General features: G+C 71.5%; 10 protein-coding genes. 5 read left to right on the top strand and 5 right to left on the bottom strand.

Features of this window, described 5'->3' with window-relative positions; all coding sequences use genetic code 11:
- Positions 1–14: 14 nt before the first annotated feature.
- Entirely contained in the window at positions 15–932 is a 918-nt protein-coding gene (locus tag ACXJMZ_RS09440) for an AraC family transcriptional regulator (RefSeq protein WP_457029535.1), read from the bottom strand.
- 101 nt (positions 933–1,033) lie between these two features.
- Here ACXJMZ_RS09440 and ACXJMZ_RS09435 point away from each other — a divergent pair, with 101 nt between their 5' ends.
- Together ACXJMZ_RS09435 and ACXJMZ_RS09430 are read left to right on the top strand one after the other, a co-directional pair.
- On the top strand, positions 1,034–1,948 hold the full coding sequence (locus ACXJMZ_RS09435) for an MBL fold metallo-hydrolase (protein ID WP_457029534.1): 915 nt from the start codon (positions 1,034–1,036) through the stop codon (positions 1,946–1,948).
- Positions 1,949–2,243: 295 nt separating this feature from the next.
- Complete coding sequence (locus ACXJMZ_RS09430) at positions 2,244–2,690, top strand: hypothetical protein (protein ID WP_457029533.1); 447 nt, start codon at positions 2,244–2,246, stop codon at positions 2,688–2,690.
- A gap of 481 nt (positions 2,691–3,171) precedes the next feature.
- Here ACXJMZ_RS09430 and ACXJMZ_RS09425 read toward each other — a convergent pair whose 3' ends face one another.
- The 3 genes from ACXJMZ_RS09425 to ACXJMZ_RS09415 form a co-directional block, all read right to left on the bottom strand.
- Positions 3,172–4,050 carry a hypothetical protein gene (locus ACXJMZ_RS09425; protein ID WP_457029532.1) on the bottom strand — a complete coding sequence of 293 codons (879 nt, stop codon included), beginning with the start codon at positions 4,048–4,050 and terminating at the stop codon, positions 3,172–3,174.
- A gap of 62 nt (positions 4,051–4,112) precedes the next feature.
- Positions 4,113–4,754 carry an MBL fold metallo-hydrolase gene (locus tag ACXJMZ_RS09420; protein ID WP_457029531.1) on the bottom strand — a complete coding sequence of 214 codons (642 nt, stop codon included), beginning with the start codon at positions 4,752–4,754 and terminating at the stop codon, positions 4,113–4,115.
- The gene (locus ACXJMZ_RS09415) at positions 4,754–5,839 is read right to left on the bottom strand and encodes an S-(hydroxymethyl)mycothiol dehydrogenase (RefSeq protein ID WP_457029530.1); all 1,086 of its coding nucleotides are present in this window, start codon (positions 5,837–5,839) and stop codon (positions 4,754–4,756) included. The genes ACXJMZ_RS09420 and ACXJMZ_RS09415 overlap by 1 nt, the downstream gene beginning before the upstream one ends.
- Positions 5,840–6,033: 194 nt before the next feature.
- Between ACXJMZ_RS09415 and ACXJMZ_RS09410 the strand changes: the two genes are divergently transcribed.
- On the top strand, positions 6,034–6,756 hold the full coding sequence (locus ACXJMZ_RS09410; protein WP_457029529.1) for a hypothetical protein: 723 nt from the start codon (positions 6,034–6,036) through the stop codon (positions 6,754–6,756).
- Between the two features lie 19 nt (positions 6,757–6,775).
- On the opposite strand, the gene ACXJMZ_RS09405 is transcribed toward ACXJMZ_RS09410, so the two are convergent.
- Positions 6,776–10,501, bottom strand: a complete 3,726-nt coding sequence (locus ACXJMZ_RS09405; RefSeq protein ID WP_457029528.1) for an nSTAND1 domain-containing NTPase — start codon at positions 10,499–10,501, stop codon at positions 6,776–6,778.
- Between the two features lie 199 nt (positions 10,502–10,700).
- On the opposite strand from ACXJMZ_RS09405, the gene ACXJMZ_RS09400 reads away from it, so the two are divergent.
- Both ACXJMZ_RS09400 and ACXJMZ_RS09395 read left to right on the top strand, forming a co-directional pair.
- Entirely contained in the window at positions 10,701–16,220 is a 5,520-nt protein-coding gene (locus tag ACXJMZ_RS09400) for an RHS repeat-associated core domain-containing protein (RefSeq protein ID WP_457029527.1), read from the top strand.
- A gap of 153 nt (positions 16,221–16,373) precedes the next feature.
- Positions 16,374–20,129: an FG-GAP repeat domain-containing protein gene (locus tag ACXJMZ_RS09395; RefSeq protein WP_457029526.1), complete on the top strand. Its 3,756-nt coding sequence runs from the start codon at positions 16,374–16,376 to the stop codon at positions 20,127–20,129.
- Positions 20,130–20,165: the final 36 nt, after the last annotated feature.

Genomic DNA, 20,165 nt, shown 5'->3' with positions numbered 1-20,165 from the left:
GTCCGACAGCCTACTCAGGAGGTCGGCAGTGGCACGCGTTCCTGCAGCTCGGTCCGGTAGCGGCCCGGGGTGGTGCCGAACTCGCGGTTGAAGGCGTGCGAGAAGGCGTAGGGACCGGCGTAGCCGACCCGCTCGGCGATGGTGGCCAGCGGGTCGGCGGTGTCGCGGAGCAGGGTGGCGGCGTAGGTCAGGCGCCACCAGGTGAGGTACGCCATCGGCGGCCGCCCGACCTGGGCGGTGAACCGGCGGGCCAGGGTGGGGCGGGAGACGCCGGCCTCGGCGGCCAGGCGGTCGTTGGTCCACGGGGCGGCCGGGTCGGTGTGCAGGGCGCGCAGGGCGGCGGCGGTGACCGGATCGCCGAGGGCGGTGGGCCAGGCTCCGGTGGTGGCCCCGGCCAGCCAGGCCCGGACCAGGTAGACCAGCAGGAGGTCGAGCAGGCTGGGCACGGCCAGGCAGGAGCCGGGCCGGGCCTCCGCCAGCTCGCGGCCCAACAGGTCGATGGCGAAGCGGAGTTCGGGGTTGGCGCCGACCCGGTTCGGCAGGTGGACGACGTCCGGGAGCTCGGCCAGCAGCGGGTGCACGCGGCTGCGGTCCAGCCGGTACTTCCCGCACAGCAGCTCCGTCCCGCCGGTCTTTGCGTGCCCGGCGTACTGCTCGAAGGGCACCGCACGTGCCACGGTGGCCGGATCGGCGGGCGAGTCGGCGATCACGTGGCCGGTGCCGTGCGGGAGCAGCACCGCGTCGCCCGGGCCGAGCGAGACCGGCGCGCCGCCGCCGTCGGGCAGCAGCCAGCAGCCGCCCTCCAGCACGACGTGGAAGCCCGCGCCGTCGTACGGGGGCAGCCGGGTGCACCAACTCCCGCCGACCCGGAGCCGGTTGGAGGAGGGTCGGCCGAGCCGTACGGCGGAGATCGCGTCGCTCACCACATCCATCGCGCCAGCATACGTGGGCCCTCGGGGGTGAGACGGACGCGTATTCGCTTGAGCACAGCAGGTATTGAGCTGCTCACTGCCTGCTCCCTAAGGTCGTGGTCATGGAGAACGAGAGCGTGCAGCGGATGATGCTGGGAGACGTCGAGGTCATCCGGCTGGTGGAGTGGCGGGGAACGTTCCTCCCGGCCCGGGACCTCGTCCCGGGGGCCGAGGCCGAGGTGTGGCGTGAGAACGAGGACTGGCTGGCCCCGGACCACTGGGAGCCGGAAAGTGACCGGGCCGCAGCCGCGTTGCAGACCTGGGTGCTGCGCAGCGGAGGCCGGACGGTGGTGGTCGACACCGGGGTGGGCAACGGGCGCGAGCGGCCCGGTTCACCGATGTTCCACCACTGGCAGGGGGACTTCCCCGGCCTGCTGGCCCGGGCCGGGATCACCCCGGAGGAGGTCGACGTGGTGGTCAACACTCACCTGCACGTCGACCACGTGGGCTGGAACACCACTGCGGTGGAAGGGGGTTGGGCGACAACCTTCCCGAACGCCCAGTACCTGCTGCCGGCCGCCGACGACAAGTACTTCGGCCCCGACAACGGGTACGCCAAGGGCGCCCGGGAGGTCGACCGGCTGATCTACCAGGACAGCATCGCCCCCGTCCACCAGGCCGGGCAGGTCGCACTGTGGGACGGCACCCACCGGATCGACGAGCACCTCACCCTGGAGTCCGCGCCCGGCCACACCCCCGGCTCGGCCGTCCTACGGCTGGCCTCCGGCGGCGACCGGGCGGTCTTCGTCGGGGACCTGCTGCACAGCCCGGTGCAGATCCTCCGGCCGGGCTGCAGCAGCTGCCTCTGCCTGGACCCGGCCCAGGCGGCGACCAGCCGCCGCCGGATTCTCGAACGGGCGGCAGCCGAACGCGAGTTGGTGATCCCTGCACACTTCGGCGGGGCGGGCGCGGTGGAGGTCAGGAAGGCGGGCGACGGCTTCACGCTCGGCCGGTGGGCGGCCTACGGGCGGGAGTAGCCCCGGCCGACACCCGCCCCGACAGGTCGCTGAGCCTGCCGTAGCGCCGGGTGTCGGTGAGTGTTGCTGTCTGTGGTGCGTGATCAGCATCGACAAGAGCGCCCACCTGTCACGGTTCAACATCGTGCTCGGGGTGGCCGTCAAGGCGGCAGTGCGGGCCATCGGGGGTGGGGGAATCAGCCCGTCCGCAGGGGACCGCTTCTCGACAGGCCGACACACTGCAACGGTTGGCCTCGGCTCTGCCAACGGGGCGGGAGCCGAAGATGGGGGAGTCGCTGTGAGGAAGCTTCATCGCATGACCTTGCTGGTCAGTGCCGTGGCCCTGCTGGCTGCGCCGTTGGCCGGTACGGCGGTGGCTGCGCCTGCTGTGCCCGCCGGCACGGCGAGTGCTGTAGCAATCCAGGCCGACGACGCCCGGAGCGAGGGGTGGTTCGAGCCGGCCGGTACCTGGGACGGTGTCTTCCTGCACCGCTACCTCAGGAACGGTCACCACTACGTCACCGGTAGTTACTCCTCGACGGACTACAACCTCGCTGTCTACTACGATCAGTCGTACGACGGCGGGCGCACCTGGAACTCCTTCGTCGACCGCCGTTACGTCAACCCGGGAACGGGCAGCCTGCCGGAGCGTTACGACGACGGCGGTGTCTGGTACCGCGCCTGCTCGGCCGCAGAGTGGGCGGGCAACCCCTACGGTAATCCGCAGTGGGGGTACAACATCGCCTGCACCACCTGGTTCTAACCGTTTCTGAGCTCACCTGACCCCGCCGCATCTGCGCCAGAAGAGCGGGCTGAGTGGCAACGACGCACCCCTTCGGGCACCTTCCGCACGCCTGCTCCGCCGGGTGCACGGCCCCGGGCACACTGTGCCCGGGGCCGACGCCGTTCTCCTGCTCGTCGGCGCACCCAAGGCCCCGGCCGAGGCGGTGGCGGCGGTCCATCTCGCGGCGCTGCTCGACCATCTGACTGACCGTCACGAAGCAGACGTCGGTCTTACCTCTGCGCCCACCCTGCAGGAGGAACCATCCTTGACCAGCAGAGACGGTGCCTCCAGGCCAGAGCCCTGCTCCCCCTGACACCTCAAACTCCGTGGTCACCTGACAGGGATGCCGGCGCCCCCCACGGCAACCACTCACCCGCCACCCGCCCCAGCAGGAAAGGCGCCGGCATCCCACCCGGGTGGCATCATTTCTCGCCTCCAGGCCCCACCCTCTGACAGACCGTCACGACTCGGACGTCAGCCGACTTCGCCGAAGCCCGGGGTGCAGGGCCAGCGTCCAGGTGTGGACGGTGTAGCTGGTGTGCTTGTCGGGGTGGCGTTCGGCGAGGGTCACGGTGAGGCCGTCGGCGGTGCGCTCCAGGGAGCCCAGGAAGCGGTGGACCTGGCCCGGCGCGATGGGCAGCAACTCGGCCAGCACGGACTCCTCCAGGTCGCGCCCGACGGCGCGCAGTACTCCGGCGTCCAGGACGAGAATGGTGCCGTCCGACAGGACCAGCGGTTCGGAGGCGGTCAGGTCGGTGATGCGCGGCCCGCGTTCGATCACGCCGCCGGGCCGCAGCCGGACCACCCGGCTGCCCTCGGGCAGGCCGCGCGCGGACTCCACCACCCGGACGCCGCTGCCGACCACGTAGTGGCCGCAACTGCGCCAGGCGTCCACCTGGTTGGCATCGCGGTCGTACTCCCAGGTGTCGAAGAAGTCGTACCCCCGAAGCCCGAGGAAGAAGCGGCCGCCGCGCAGCACGGCACCGCGTTCGCCCCGGAGTTCGGCGACCAGGGTCCCGTCCGCCAGGTCGATCAGCAGGGCCGGGCCGAGGAAGCCCCAGCGCGTGTAGTCGAGGGAGTCGGTGGTGACCAGGACCCGGCCGCCGGAGATGTGGGCGGCGTTCGGGCGGCCGGCGCAGGGGAGAGTCCAGTGGGTCCGGCCGGTGGTGTCGACACAGCTGATCTCGCCGACCCGGCCGTGGATGCGCAGGTCGTCCCGCCGGGCCAGCGGCTGGGCTTCGGCGGGAGGTGTGCAGTACGGCGGCCGGCCGGTGCGGCGCTTCTGCGTCAGGACGGTGACGCGCCAACCGGGTGAGGCCGCGCCCTCGGATATCGGCATGCCGGGATGCTAGTGCAGGCGGTGCGGCCCAGCCCGGCCGGGCTGCACCGCCTGAGCGGCCGTCAGTGGCCGCGGGCCACCCACTCCGCCAGGTGCGGGGCCTCGGCGGCGATGGTGGTGGAGTCGCCGTGGCCGGTGCGGACCGTGGTGTCCGGGGGGAGGGTGAGCAGACGGTCGGTGATCGAGCCGATGATGGTGGGGAAGTCGGAGAACGAGCGGCCGGTGGCGCCCGGGCCGCCGGCGAACAGGGTGTCGCCGGTGAAGACCGTGCCCAGGGCGGGGGCGTACAGGCAGACCGCGCCGGGGGCGTGGCCCGGGGTGTGCAGCACCGTCAGTTCGGTGCCCGCCACGGTCAGTCGGTGGCCGTCGGGGAGGGGGCCGTCCGGGGCGCGGTCGGGGTGGGTACGGTCCCAGAGCGGCCGGTCGGTCTCGTTCAGCAGGATCGGGGCGCCGGTCTTCGCGGCCAGTTCGGGGGCGGCGTTGATGTGGTCGTCGTGGGCGTGGGTGCAGACGATCGCCACCACCCGGCGGTCGCCGACCAACGAGGCCACGGCTTCGGCGTCGTGGGCCGGGTCGATCACGAGTACTTCGTGGTCGTCGCCGACCAGCCAGACGTTGTTGTCGACCTCCCAGGTGCCACCGTCCAGCGAGAACGTGCCGGAGGTGACCAGGTGTTCGATGCGAGCCGACGGCTGAGTGGTCATCAGAACACCACCACCGAGCGCAGGACGTCGCCGCCGTGCATCCGGGTGAAGGCCTGCTCGACGCCGTCCAGCGCGATGGTCTCGGTGACGAAGGCGTCCAGGTCCAGCCTGCCCTGCTGGTAGAGGTCGATCAGCAGCGGGAAGTCGCGGCTGGGCAGGCAGTCCCCGTACCAGCTCGACTTGAGCGCACCGCCCCGGCCGAAGACGTCCAGCAGCGGCAGTTCGAGCTTCATCTCCGGGGTCGGCACGCCGACCAGGACGACGGTGCCCGCCAGGTCGCGGGCGTAGAAGGCCTGCTGGTACGTCTCCGGGCGGCCGACCGCGTCGATCACCACGTCCGCGCCGAAGCCGCCGGTCAGTTCGCGGATCGCCTCGACGGCGTCCGCCTGGCGGGAGTTGACGGTGTGGGTGGCGCCGAGGCCCCGGGCCAGGTCGAGCTTGCGGTCGTCGATGTCCACCGCGATGATCCGGGCCGCACCGGCCAGCCGGGAGCCCGCGATCGCCGCGCCGCCGACACCGCCGCAGCCGATCACCGCCACGCTGTCGCCACGGCCGACCGCGCCCGTGTTGATCGCCGCGCCCAGACCGGCCATCACGCCGCAGCCGAGCAGTCCGGCGGCGGCGGGGGAGGCCAGCGGGTCGACCTTGGTGCACTGGCCGGCCGCCACCAGGGTCTTCTCGGCGAACGCGCCGATGCCCAGCGCGGGCGAGAGCTCGGTGCCGTCCAGCAGCGTCATCCGCTGCTTCGCGTTGTGGGTGTCGAAGCAGTACCAGGGCCGTCCGCGCCGGCAGGCCCGGCACTGGCCGCACACCGCACGCCAGTTGAGGATCACGAAGTCACCGGGGGCCACCTCGGTGACGCCCTCGCCGACCGACTCGACCACCCCGGCCGCCTCGTGGCCGAGCAGGAACGGGAACTCGTCGTTGATCCCGCCCTCGCGGTAGTGCAGATCGGTGTGGCAGACCCCGCAGGCCTGTACCTGCACCACCGCCTCGCCCGGCCCCGGGTCGGGCACCACGATGGTCTCCACCCGGACGGGCTCGCCCTTCGCGCGGGCGATGACGCCCTTGACCTGCTGGGACATGGATGGAAACCCCTTCGTCGGACCGGCCGGGGAACCCACGGCTCCCTCCCGTCGGCAAGGTTACGCAACGAGCACCCGTCCGGCCCCGCCTACGAGGTGTGTCCCCGATTCCGGTGGCGATCCCCCTTGTGCGCGGGCCGTCACCCCTGGAAGATGCCTGGCAACTGTCTCCGAGGCGGACAAGAGGAGGGCAAGTGGCCGCACGGCGGTACTGGTTCGTGCTCGTGCTGTTCGGCGTGCTGCTCGCACTTCCGCTGCCGCTGTACCGGTTGCCGGGCACCCGCTGCGGCGGGGCGGCCGACGCCATCTGCGCGGTGCCCGTCCACGCGCCCGGCGGCATCCTCAGGCCCGAGGTGCTCAGCCACCCCGGCTGGCTGGCCGTCTACTGGGCCGTCGCGCTGCCGCTGACGGTCTGGCTGACGGCCCGTCGGTACGGGCGGGCCGGGCGGTTGCGGCGGGCCCTGCCCGCGCTGGCCGTGATGGTGCTGCTCGGCGGTGCGACAGCCGCGCTGACGGTGACTCACTGGCACGGTTTCCGCTCGCCCTCGGCGGTGCTGGGCTCGGCCCAGCTGCTGATCTTCAACGGCGCCACCCCACTGCTGGTCTCGGCCGCCGCCCTGGTGCTGCTGGCGGCCGCCGAACGCAGCAGCTGGCTGCTGCTGTTCGCCTTCGGGTACGCGGCGCTGGCCTACGTGCTGGCCACCTACGACGCGTTCCACCTGCTGGACCTGATCCACCTGCCGGTGGACGTCGCTGCCGAYCGGTGGGGTATCCGGCAGTGCCTGGCGCTCGCGGTCCCGGCGGGGCTGCTGCTGGTGGCCGGCGTGGTGGCCGCAGTGGCCGGGCGCAGCCCGCGTGCGGCCGGCCGGCATGCGCGTGGCGGGGTACCGGCGGCGGGTCGACGCGGGGTGGCGTAGGGCGGTTCTTTCGGAAAGCTCAGAGGCAACCGCCCCGGTATCCCAGCGACGGCAGGTAGTCGCCCCACTGTTCACGACTCAGGCCCGTCCCTGCCGCCCGGCAGATACCGGCCGCCGCGCGGTCGGGGTCGAGCGGCCAGCGGATCACCCGGCCGTCCTCGGCACCGGAGAGCAGTGCGCCGTCGTCGGTGAAGGCCAGCGCACGGATGCGTGCGGTGTGGCCGGTGAGGGTGGCCAGCCTGCTCCGCGCCGCGACGTCCCACACCATCACGGTGCCGTCGTCGCCCGCCGAGGCGAGCAGTCGTCCGTCCCGGCTGAAGGCCAGGGTCTGGACGGCCGAACCGTGGCCCTCCAGCAGAGCGGTCTGCCGACCGGTGCGGCCGTCGCGAAGCGCCACCGTGCGACCGTCGCCGGAGGTGGCCAGCACGTTGCCGTCCGGGCTGAGCGCGAGCGCCTGTACTGCTCCCTGACCGGTGTCGTCGCGGGTCAGGACCGCCCCCGAGGTCGTGTCCCAGGTGGTCAGCTTCCCCGACGGCCCGACGCCCACCAGCCGCTCGCCGGCGGGGGTGAAGGCCACCGAGCCGGCCAGCCGGGAGGCGAACCGTGCGGTGACGTCCACCGGGGCGGCGGGTGTACCGACATCCCAGGCGAACAGTCCCAGCGCAGCCACCACCAGCAGTTTCCCGTCGGGTGCGAAGGCGATGCCGGTGGCGGAGCCGAAGCCGAACGGCCCCAGTGGCTCGCCGACCCGAAAGCGCCGGGCGACGTCCCAGAGGGTGACCCGACGGTTGCGGGTCACGGCGGCCAGCAGCCGTCCGTCCGGGCTGAAGGCGACCGCCGCCACCTCGTCCCCGTGACCGTCCAGCACACCCGTCGGCCTGCCGTCCCGGCTCCAGAGCCGTACGGCGCCGTCGCTCCCGGCGGTGGCGACCGTGGCACCGTCCGGGCTGGTCCGGACGTCGGTCACCTCGGCGCTGAAACCGCCGAACGGCTCGGCCGCCAGGTCGTGCACCACGATGGTGCCGTTGTAGCCGGCCGAGGCGAGCATGCCGGCGTCCCGGCTGAGCGCCACCGACACCGTCTCGCTGCGCCCCCGGTCCCGGTACGAGCCGAGTGCCACACCGCGCCGGAAGTCCCAGAGGTGCACCGTGCCGGTCTCGTCCGCCACCGCTATCCGGTCCCCGGCCGGGGCGGAGGGCGTCCAGGCGTACGAGGACGTGAGCGCAGGTGGCGTGATCGCCGCCGGGGTCGGTCCGCTCAGGTCCCACAGGCTCAGGCCGTGGTCGTCGGCCGAGGCCGCCAGGATTCGTCCGGTCGCCCCGAAGGCCACCGAATCCGAACGAGCGGCGGCGAGTTGGGTGATCCGTCGGCCCGTAGCCACCTCCCACACCAGCGGTCCGTCGCCGCCCGAGGCGGAGACCAGCAGGCCCCCGTCCGGGCTGAAGGCCAGCGTGGTGACCTGGGCCTGTCCGGCTGCCAGGACCGTCCGCGCGCCGGAGGAGAGGTCGTGCAGCGCGATCGAGCCGCCCGCCGCGCTGACCGCGACCAGGTGCCCGTCCGCGCTGAACGCCATGCCCCGGCCCACGCCCTCCTCCGCCAGCCGGGTGACCTGGCGGCGCTGTGCCACATCCCAGACGACCACCGAGCCTGACGTACCGTCGGCCCCGGCCGAGGCCACCAGCCGCCCGTCCCCGCTGAACCGCACCTGCTGCACCACGCCCTGGCCGCCCGCGAGTTCGGCCACCAGGGCACCGGTCGCCGGGTCCCAGAGGCTCACCGATCCGGCGACCCCGGCCGAGGCGAGCAGCGTGTGGTCCGGGTTGAAGTCGACGCTGTACACGGGCACGCCGGGGGTGCCGAATTCGATGGGGCGCGGCGCCGCAGCGGCGCTCAATACGGAGCCCCGGGTCTCGGCGTCCGGGTGCATCCGGGCGGCCGTCACCGCCAGCAGCCCCGCGAGTGCCGGGTCGCTCGAGAGCAGTGAGCGGGACTTCAGGGCCAACTCCCCGGCCAGCGCGGCCGTCTGACGCCGCTGGGCGTCCTGGCGCGCGTTGAGCGCCACGCCGCCGCCGAGCAGCGCCAACACCAGCAGTACCGCGGTACAGGCGACCAGCCGCTGCAACAGGCGGGTCCTACGGCGCACCGCCCCCTGCTCGGCCGCCTCGAGTTCGGAACCCGCCTGCAGGAAGTCGGCCTCCCCGTGGTTGGCCTCGCCCGGGTGCTCCGCCGCCCAGGCCCGCGCGGTCTGCAGCTGAGTGCCCCGGTAGAGCGCACCGGGATCCCGGTTGAGCGTCTGCCAGTGCTGGGCGGCGTCGGTCAACCTGCGGTGCACCAGCAGGCTCGCCCGGTCGTCGGTGAGCCAGCGGTGCAGCCGGGGCCAGGCCCGGATCAGCGCCTCGTGCGCGAGCTGGACGGAGTCCCCGTCCAGCACGATCAGCCGGGCGCCGGCGAGTAGGTCCAGCACCTCGGCGAGCGCCTGGTCGGGGGCCAGGCCGTTCAGTTCGGACCGGGTGATCGGCCGGCGGGTGTCCTCGGTGCCGTCGCCGAGCACGGCCAGGCGGAGGAAGATCCGCCGGGCGAGGTCCTGCTGCCGACCGAGCCGCTGGTACGCGCCTTCCGCCGTCTGCGCCAGGGCTCCGCGCACACCGCCACAGGCCCGGTAGGTGGCCGCCGTGAGCTCCTCGCCGGTGCGCTGGCGCCAGGTCTCCAGCAGCGCGTGCGACACCAGCGGCAGCGAGCCCGGCTGCTCCGCCGCGTCCGCCAGGACCACCGCTGCGAGTTCCGGATCCAGCCGCATGCCTGCCCGCGCGGCCGGCTGCACCACGATCTCCCGCAGGTCACTCTGCGAAGGTGGCCCCAACAGGAGTTGGGCCTCGTCCCGCAGCGCCTCGGTCAGCCCGGGGTGCCGGGTGATCCGGCCCAGGAAGTCGGCCCGCACCCCGAGCACGACCGTGGTCCGCCGCCCCGGGCCGTGTGCCGCGTCCAGCAGGGCGTCGACGAACCGGAACGCCTCCGCCTCGTCGGCACAGAGCGTGAAGACCTCCTCGAACTGGTCGACCACCAGCAGCAGCCGCCTCTCGGCGGGCCCCGCGGCCAACACACCCCGCACGGCGATGTCCAGGGCGGCCGGATCGGCCGTCAACTCCTCGGACAGGCGGGCGGCATCGCCGGCGGACAACTTCGCCAGCTGGTCGGACAACTCCTCCAGCGGGTGCGCCGTCGGGGTCATCAGGATCGTGCGCCACCGGCTCGCGGCGGCCCGGTCCGCCTCCAGCGCACCGACCAGCCCGGCCCGCAGCAGCGAGGACTTCCCGCTGCCGGAGGCCCCGAACAGCCCCACCAGGGGCAGCCGTTCGACCCTCGCGCGCAGCCGGCCGGCCATCTCCGCCCGGCCGAAGAACCATCCGGCGTCCTCGGGCTGGAAGGCGGCCAGGCCCTGGTACGGGCAGGGTTGCGCCGCACTCTCGCGCGCCGCCGCGCCGCCGGTGTCGGCCGCCGCCTCCCACCGAGTCCGCCACTCCGCATCGTCGCCGCCGCAAGCCTTCGCGTAGGCCAACGTGACTTCCAGCGACGGCAGCCGCTGTCCCTTGGCGGCCTCGGCGAGCGTGCTGGCGGAGTAGTGGACGCGCTGGGCCATCGCCCGGTAGCCGGGGCGCCCCGCCCGCTCCCGGAGCTCGCGCAGCCCGGCTGCCAGGAGCGCCGTCCGACCGCCGTCCGGGTCCAGCGGCTTCTCCGGACGACCCACGCCAACCCCCCATTGACCACGGTTGTTTGTCCGGCGCCCACTCACCTGCCGGACAACTCTGGGCCGATTAGACATGGTGCCGCAGCCACTGTCCAGGCTGTTCCCGCCCAGCGCGCCAGTGCGGGACAGATGATCTTCTGGAGGAGCTTTGACGAAGTTCTCAGTCTTTCTTCGACCACGAGGGAGGAGATCGCCGAGGGTGCTCGGAGTGGCGCTGCTCGCGCTGGCTCTGCCTGCGAGTGTGCTGCAGGCGACACCCGCCCTGGCGGGCGAGGATCTGACCCCGTCCAGGGTGGCGGCCCCCAGGTCGGTGCCGGTCTCCACGCCCCGGCCCAAGGCCGTCGTACCCACCGACGTGTCCAAACATGTCGTCAAGGAGCCGACGAAGCTGACGACTTCGGGCCTGGCCGCGGCCACCACAGCGGGCGACGCCCCGTCAGGAAGCTTCGCCGTCACCCCGCTCTCCTCGTCGGGGACCTGGAGTTCGGGCGGCTCCTCGGGTGACTTCTCCTGGAGTTACCCGATGCCCGTGCCACCGGTGGACGGCGCTCTGGCGCCCACCCTCGCGCTGGCCTACTCCTCCCAGGGCGTGGACGGGCGGACCGCGGCCACCAACAACCAGCCCTCCTGGGCGGGGCAAGGTTGGGAACTCGCGCCGGGCAGCATCGAGCGACGCTACAAGGCGTGCTCGGACGACCTCGGCGGGAACAACGGCCAGACGAAGACGCAGGACCTGTGCTGGGGCACCGACAACGCGACACTCTCCATGGACGGTGCGGCCGGTGAACTCGTCCCGGTGGACCCGGCGGGCACCACCTGGCGGCTGAAGAACGACAACGGCATGAGGGTGCAGCGCCTCACCGGCACGGCCAACGGGGACGACAACGGCGAGTCGTGGCTGGTCACCTCCCGGGACGGGACGAGGTACCACTTCGGATCCCGCCCGGACACCAAGTCGACGTACACGGTCCCGGTGTTCGGCAACAACGGCGGCGAGCCCTGCAACAAGGCCGCGTTCGCGGACTCGACCTGCACCCAGGCCTACCGGTGGAACCTGGACTACGTCGTCGACACCCACGGCAACGCGATGGTCTACACCTACACGCCCGAGACCAACTACTACGCGCGCAACAACAACACCACGGCCGGCACCCAGTACGTCCGCGGCGGACAGCTCGCCCAGATCGAGTACGGCAGGCGCGACGGCGTCGCCGGTACCGCCGCCGCCCGGGTGGTCTTCGAGACCGCCGACCGCACCGGCCCGACCGGCAGCCTGCCGGACACCCCCGTGACGCTCGACTGCGGAGCGGGTTCGTGCCAGCAGACCGGCCCGTCGTTCTGGACTCGCAAGCGTCTGGCCCGGGTGGTCGCCCAGGCGTGGAACGGCAGCGCGTACGCCGACGTGGACTCCTGGACCCTGCGCCAGTCGTTCCCGAGCAACGGTGACGGCACCCCGGCGAGCCTCTGGCTGGACGGCATCACGCACACCGGCCATCTCGGCGGCACCCTGGCGATGCCGGAGGTGGTCTTCGACGGTGTGCAGATGCCCAACCGGGTCAACGAGACCGACGGCCCACTGATGAACTGGTGGCGGATCAAGGCGATCCGCAACGAGTTCGGCGGCACGCTCACCGTCACCTACTCCGACAAGGACTGCTCGGCCGGCAACCTGCCCGCCTCGCCCGACAGCAACACCCGGCGTTGCCTGCCCACCCTGTACGAGAAGGACGGCCAGCCGAAGCTGGAGTACTTCCACAAGTACGTGGTGACCAGGGTCGTGCAGAACGCCAACCTCACCGGTGACCAGTCCACACCCGTCGAGACCGCCTACGAGTACCTGGGCACGCCCGCCTGGCACTACGACAGCGAGGACGGCCTGGTGCCGGCCTCGCGCAAGACCTGGTCCCAGTGGCGCGGCTACGGCAAGGTCCGAGTGATCGGCGGCAACCAGGCCGAGGGCGCCCGGTCCTCGACCGAGACCACGTACTTCCGCGGCATGGACGGCGACAAGCTCCCCTCCGGCACCCGCTCCGCGAGCGTGACCGACACCGAGGGCGTCGCCGTGCCGGACGCGGCGCCGCTGGCGGGCACGGTCCGCGAGAGCGTGACCTACAACGGCGTCGGCGGCAAGGAGGTCACCGGCACCATCAACGACCAGTGGGTGTCCGACCCGACCGCCACCAGGGTCCGCCCCTGGGGCACCGACACCGCGCGCCTCACCGGCGTGGCCAGGACGCGTACCCGGACCGCGAAGGCCGACGGCACGGTCGCGCTGCGCAGCGGCACCGAGACCACCTACGACAGCACGTACGGCACGGTGCTCGACTCGCTCGACCAGGGCGACTTGAGCACCACGGACGACGACCGGTGCACCCGCACCGGCTACGTCCGCAACACCGACGGCTGGCTGGTCAACAAGCCGAGCCGGGTGGTCACCGTCGCAGGTGCCTGCACCGACACCCCGGCGCCGGCCGATGTGCTGGCCGACACCCGCAGCTACTACGACGGCGCCTCCGCCTTCGGCACCGCTCCGACCGTGGGCGACCTGACCCGGTCCGAGGTGCTGTCGGGCTGGAACGGCAGCACCCCCGGGTACACCTCGGCCGGGCGGACGGCCTACGACGCGCTCGGCCGCACCACGTCGAGCAGCGACGCGCTGGACCGCACCACGACCACCGAGTACCTGAGCGGCCCGGCCAGGGTCAAGGTCACCAACCCGCTCGGCCACGCCGTCACCACCGAGAAGGACGCCCGGGGCGCGGCCGTCGCGCAGACCGACGCGAACGGCAAGCGCACCGACACGGAGTCCGATCCGCTCGGCCGCACCCGCAAGGTCTGGCTGCCGGGGCGTCAGAAGGCCGTGGACGGGCCCAACAGCGAGTACCGCTACGCGCTGAACACCAACGGCAAGGCCAGCGTGGTCACCACTCTCGCGCTCGCACCCGACAGCACATACCGAACCGGCTACTCCCTGGTCGACGGTCTGGCCCGGCCGCGGCAGACCCAGTCACCGACCCCGGCCGGCGGCCGGACGATCACCGACACCGTGTACGACTCGCGCGGCCAGGCGGTCAAGTCCAACGGCGCGTACTACAACAGTTCGCCCCCCGGTACCGAACTGGCCGTCGTCGCCGACTCGGTGGTACCCAGTCAGACCAGGACCGCCTTCGACGGCACGGGCCGCGTGACCGCCTCGGCGCTGTACAGCTCCGACATCAAGAAGTGGGAGACCCTCACCGCCTACGACGGCCCCCGGGTCAGCGTCACTCCTCCCGCAGGCGGCACGGCGACCACCACCGTCCGAGATGCGCGTGGCCAGACCGTCGAGCTCGACCAGCTGACACCGACCGGCTCCGACGTGACCCGGTACGGATTCGACCGCCTCGGCCGCGCCACCTCGGTGACGACCCCGGCGGGCCGGGTGTTCGGCACCGAGTACGACCTGCGCGGACGGACCGTCAGGTCGACCGATCCCGACCACGGCGCCACCACCTTCAGCTACGACGACGCCGGCCAACGGCTCTCCAGCACCGACGCGGAGAACCGGTCGCTGTACTACGGCTATGACGCGGGCGGCCGCAAGGTCTCGCTGCGCGAGGGCTCCACGACCGGCCCGCTACGGGCGAGTTGGCAGTTCGACACGCTCGCACTGGGCAGGCTCAGCTCCGCCACCCGGTACGTGGGCTCCGCCCAGTACGTGCTGAGCACCACCGGCTACGACGCCGGCTACCGGCCGACCGGCACCTCGGTGACGATCCCGGCCACCGAGGGCGCCCTCGCCGGGACCTACCCGGTGTCGATGACCTACCTGGCCGGCGGCGAGATCGCCACCTCCAGCCAGCCCGCCGTCGGTGGTCTGCCGGCCGAGAAGCTGGACCACGGCTACGACGTCTTCGGCAACCCGACCCGCCTGGAGGCCAAGGACGGCAGCGGCGCCGTTCAGACCACGTACGTCCGCAACGCCGCCTACACCCCGCTCGGCGAGATCGCCCAGGTCAGCCTCGGCGCGCTCGGCAAGTCGGTCTGGCTGAGCAACGAGTACGACCAGGCCACCCACCGGCTCACCCGGACGGTCACCGACCGCGAGGTGGCCGGCAAGACCCAGGGCGACACCCGCTACACGTACGACCCGGCGGGCAACGTCACCTCGATCTTCGGCCAGCCCGGCGCCACCACGGGTGTGCCGGCGGACTACCAGTGCTTCCGGAGCGACCAGCTCGGCCGCCTCACCGAGGCCTGGACGCCGTCCACGGCCACGTGCGCCAACCCGGTGACCCCGCCCGCCAACGACCCCGTCAAGTACTGGGCCTCCTACACCTACGACCAGGCCGGCAACCGGGCCACCCAGGCCCTGCGGCTCGGCTCCGGCCGCACCGACCAGACCTACACCTACCCGGCCGTCGGCCAGCCGCAGCCCGATCTGCTCAGTTCCGTCGCCACCACCGGACCGAGCGGTGCACGCACCGACGCCTACAGCTACGACCGGACCGGCAACACCACAGCACGCCCCGGACAGCAGCTGACCTGGGACGCCGAGGGCAAGGTCACCCGGATCGTCGCGGGCACCAGCACCACCGACTACGTCTACGACGCGGAGGGCACCCGCCTGCTCCGCAAGGACCCCACCGGCACCACGCTCTACGTCGGCGGCACCGAACTCCGCCTGTCCGGCGGCTCGGTGACGGGCACTCGCTACTACGGGCTCGGCTCCCGGGTCCTCGCGATGCGGACCAGCGCGGGCACGGTGTCCTGGCTGTCGGGCGACCAGCACGGCACCTCGACGCTCGCCTTCGACTCGGCCACCCTCGCGGTCACCCGGCGCAGGTCCCTCCCCTTCGGCGAGGACCGTGGCGCCCCGATCAGCTGGCCGGACGACCACGGCTTCCTCAACAAGACCAAGGACGTCTCCACGGGTCTGATCCACCTCGACGCCCGCGAGTACGACGCGGCCCTCGGCCGGTTCATCTCCGACGACCCGGTGACCAACTCCAACGACCCACAACAGCTGAACGGCTACGCCTACGCCAACAACAGCCCGGCCACCCTCAGCGACCCCACCGGAATGATCCCCCTCGACCCGGACACCGGCCGCCCGGTCAACGAGGACCACTCGAACCACGGCCAGAACCAGATGGACTACAGCCCGAACTACATGACCGTGCCGGACGATCCCACGGATGCGCGGCGGCACCCCCAGGTACCGAAATTCATTGTCGGCGCCTGTTCCAAGGTGTGCTCGGACTCGGGTAAGGGCCTCAAGCTTCTCAAGGCGAAGTACCAGTTGGAGGGGCGGCACGTCCTGTACGACGGAGTTCCGCAAGATGACAAGTCGGTGACCATGTATTCGCCGGTGACGGTGATACCGGGGGGTAGTGAGGAGAGAATCTTCGAGGTCGAGTGGTCCACGGAAATGGAGCTGAGCGTCGGCGGGAAGGCCAATTTGATCGACCTTGGCGTGAAGTACAAGCAGGGAGAGAAGGTGAAGAAGACCGTAAAGACCACGGATTCCTATGTCAACGACGCGAATCGGGTGCACTGGGAGTATCCGACGTTCGTTTACTACGCCGAGGAGAAATGGGCCTCGGTCAAAATGCCGGACGGCAGGACCGGCTACGAGATTCGTACGGTAGTCACTCGCGAGTTGGTCGGATCCACCAGGGATTCCGGTCCGAATAAGCCAAATCTGCCCTTGATGGGCACTTCAAGGCAATTGAACTAGGAGAGTACCGTGCGATTGGCAAGAACAAGATTTGGCTATTCTCGGGCCATCCAAAAAGGCGGGCTGGGAGTTGCAGTCGTCGTTGCCGCGACGATGCTGCCGCTGGGTGTCGGGTCGGCTGCCGCGCGGGAGTCGGCGGGCAGCCTGCCGGCGGTGACCGAGGCGGCGAGTGAGTCCGGTGCCGTCGCCGCAGCGAAGCACTCCGGCAAGCGGGTCGAGGTGCTCGACCGGCGGACCGAGGCGGCGCAGGTGTTCGCGAATCCGGACGGCCACCTGACCGCCGAGTTCGCGCCGACCGCCGTCCGGGTCAGGCACGGCAACACCTGGATACCGGTCGACACCACCCTCGCCGTCCGCGCGGACGGGACGGTCGCTCCGAAGGCGGCCGTCACCGACCTGGTGTTCTCCGGCGGTGGCGCCGCCCAGCTCGTACGGATGACCAAGGACGGCAAGGAGTTCGGCCTCAGCTGGCCGTCCGCCCTCCCGAAGCCCACGCTGGACGGTGACTCCGCGACGTACGCCGACGTGCTCCCGGGCACCGACCTGGTGCTGCACGCGACCTCGACCGGCTTCAGCCACCTCCTGGTCGTCAAGAACCCGACAGCGGCGAGGAATCCGGCCCTGCAGAGCGTCAAGTTCGGCCTGACGAACACCGGTCTGACCACCGAGGTGAACGGCTCAGGTGCCCTCACCGCCAAGGACTCGACCGGCAAGGCGGTCTTCGCCTCCGCCGATCCGGCGATGTGGGACACGCCGGCCGCGGATCACCGGGTCACGCCCGTACCGGCCGGTGAAGCCAAGCAGGCCAAGGTCGCCGTCAAGGTGACCGACCGTCAGCTGGAGGTCGTGCCGGACCGGGCGATGCTCACCGACCCGGCCGCCCGCTTCCCGCTGGTGATCGACCCGACCTACCTCGAACGCCCGATGTGGGACTGGAACATCTTCGAGAGCCAGCACACCACCACCAACTACTGGGGCGTCCAGGGCAACGCCATCAAGGTCGGGCCCGACGGCAGTCGCGAGTGGCGGGGGATCTTCCGCTTCTGGGTGGACCCGATCTTCGGCTCGACCGTCCGCAGCGCGCAGCTCAAGGTGGTGGTCAACTCCGCGACCAACTGCGACGCCTCGACGGCGATGAACCTGCACATCAACTCCCAGGTCCCGCAGAACGCCACCTGGTCGAACTCGGGCTGGGGCGCCTGGATGTCCTCCGCATTCGGCTGCGGGGACGCCAACGGGCTGTACTTCCCCAGCAACGAGACCTTCCGGGCCAAGCTGCAGGAAGCGGCGAGCAACAACTGGTCCAACGGAATCACCTTCGGCATCAACACCGCGACCAGCGGCGTCTACAAGCTGCTGACACCGGGTGAGACGCGGCTCGTGGTGGAGTACAACCACGCCCCGAGCGCTCCCGCCGCGCTGGCCATGGTCCCGTCCAAGCCCTGCGCCACCGGGCCCGACCGGAGCTATCTCACCTCCACCTCACCGCAGTTCACGGCGAAGCTCTCCGACCCCAACGGCGACAACGTCGGAGCCCGCCTGGAGGTCGTCCGCAAGAGCGACGGCGCGACGGTCTACTCCGACCCTCCGGCCGGCCAGAACCCGGCGCAGTCGGTGGCCAGTGGCGGCGCCCAGACCTGGGCCCCGGTCCCGGCCGGCACGCTCGCCGCAGGCGTCGTCTACACCTACCGGGCGTCCACCTGGGACGGTCTGGCGTGGAGCGGAACGACGGCTCCGGGCTGCGAGTTCGAGATCGACCTGGGGGCGGCGAGCACCCCGCTGGTCAGCTCGCGCTGCGATCCGCCCGCCTGCGGTGAGTTCGGCGTGCCGATGGGCACCGCCAGGGCCGTCACGCTCAGCCCGGCACCGGGTGACACCGGCATCGTCAGGTACCGGTACGGCACCCGCCAGGGTGCGTTCACGATGACCGTGGCCGCCGGCCCGGACGGTACCGCGACGATCCCGGTCACCCAGTGGACCAGTGACCCGACCTGGCTGTTCGTCAAGGCGGTCAACCGGGCCGGGCAGGAGAGCCTCGGTACCGCGTCCTTCGACGTGATGGCCGCCTACAACCAGAACACCGCGCCCGGCCGACGGGGAGACGCCAACGGCGACGGGCTCGCCGACACCACCGCGGTCTTCTCCGACAACGCCACCCAGAGCTCGGTCTACACCTGGCAGGCCTCGGCGACGGGCAGCTACCCGCCGGTCGGCGTCGAGATCAACAACGGGTACGCGGCCTCCGACGTACAGACCGTGCGCGGTGACTTCGACGGCGACGGACGGACCGACCTCGCGATGATCCGTCAGGAGACCGGCGGCCGGATCACCGGATGGATCTACCGGTCGGACGGCACCACCTACCAGCCGCCGACCACCCCTGCGCTGGACTCCGGCAGCAACCCCGGCTGGCTCACCAGCAACATCAAGCCGGTCGCAGGTGACTTCGACGGCGACGGGAAAGCGGACCTCGGTCTCTACTACAACTACGGCAGCTGCCTGACCAAGCTCTGGGTGTACTACTCCACCGGCACGGCGTTCAGCGGCTCCTTCACTCAGCCCGCCTGGGCCAGCAACGTCAACGGGTTCTGCTGGGACCGGGTCAAGGCCGTCGTCGGCGACTTCGACAACGCGCCGGACAGGCGGCAGGAGATCGCGGTCCTCTACCGCTGGGACGGCAACTGCGACTGGAGCATCGACACCTTCCGTCAGCCCGGCGCCCGGGGCTCCGTCACCCAGGGGTTCTCCGGCGTCAAGGAGAGCGGCTGCTCGGACTGGAACCAGGTCAAGCCGGTCGCCGGCGACTTCAACGGTGACGGACGCGACGACCTCGGGGATTTCTACAACACCGCGCCGAACCAGACCATCTTCCGGACGCTGACCAGCACCGGGAACGTCGCCGGTGACGCCTTCGCAGCAGAGGTGCAGCGCTCGTCCGAGGCGCTGGACTGGAACAGGTTGGAGCCGTCCACCGCCAACGTCGACAACACCGGCCCCGACGAGGCGGTCCTGGTCGAGCGCGCATCCGCGACCCAGACCAACCTCTGGACGATGCGCACCACCGACGGCACCGCCTTCACCCGGACCCTCCGGTGGGACGGCCGGGTGACCGCCGGGCTCGGCATCGCCGGCAAGGGCGCATCGATGACGGGTGACTCCCGGGCCGAAACCGTCCGGATCAAGTCCGACGGCAAGCTCTGGGGTGCCCCCAACATCGACGGCCTGCACGGCTCCTGGGGCCCGGAGCGGTACTCCGCAGGCACCTCGACCGATCCGGCGAGGGCCTTCTTCGCCGACCTCGACGGGGACGGCAAGAAGGAGTTCATCTACCTCAAGCCGGACGGCGTGCTCCGCGGATACCCGAACACCGACGGCCTCAACGACGGCTACGGGACCGGCCGCAAGGTGGGCGAGGGCTTCCCCGACCCGGCGCGCCTGCGGTTCGCCGACCTCGACGGCGACGGCCGGGACGACCTGATCAGGATCGAGGCGGACGGCACCCTTCAGGCCTGGCCCAACATCGAGGGCATCACCAACAGTTGGGGAGCCCAGCGCCAGATCGGCACCGGCTTCGCCGACCCCGCTCGGGTCCGGTTCGCCGACCTCAACGCCGACGGCCGGGACGACCTCGTGCACGTCGACAGCAACGGCGACCTGCGAGCCTGGGTCAACGTCAATGCTCTGGGCGGGACTTGGAGCGCCGACCGGGTCATCGGTTCCGGGTTCTCCGACCCGTCGCGGGTGTTCTTCGCCGACCTGGACGGAGACCACCGGGACGACCTGGTCCGAGTTCAGGACAACGGTGATCTGCTGGCCTGGCCCAACCCGGACGTCACCGTCTCGGGTTGGGGGACCTCCCGAGTGGTCGGTGCCGGCTGGACCGACCAGACCAGACTCAAGTTCGCCTGACCGGACGGGCCACGCGGCGAGGCGGACTACACCCGT

This window comes from Kitasatospora sp. P5_F3 (genome assembly GCF_054049135.1).
Note: the sequence above shows the minus strand (reverse complement) of the source record. Positions and strands in the feature narration are given on the sequence as shown.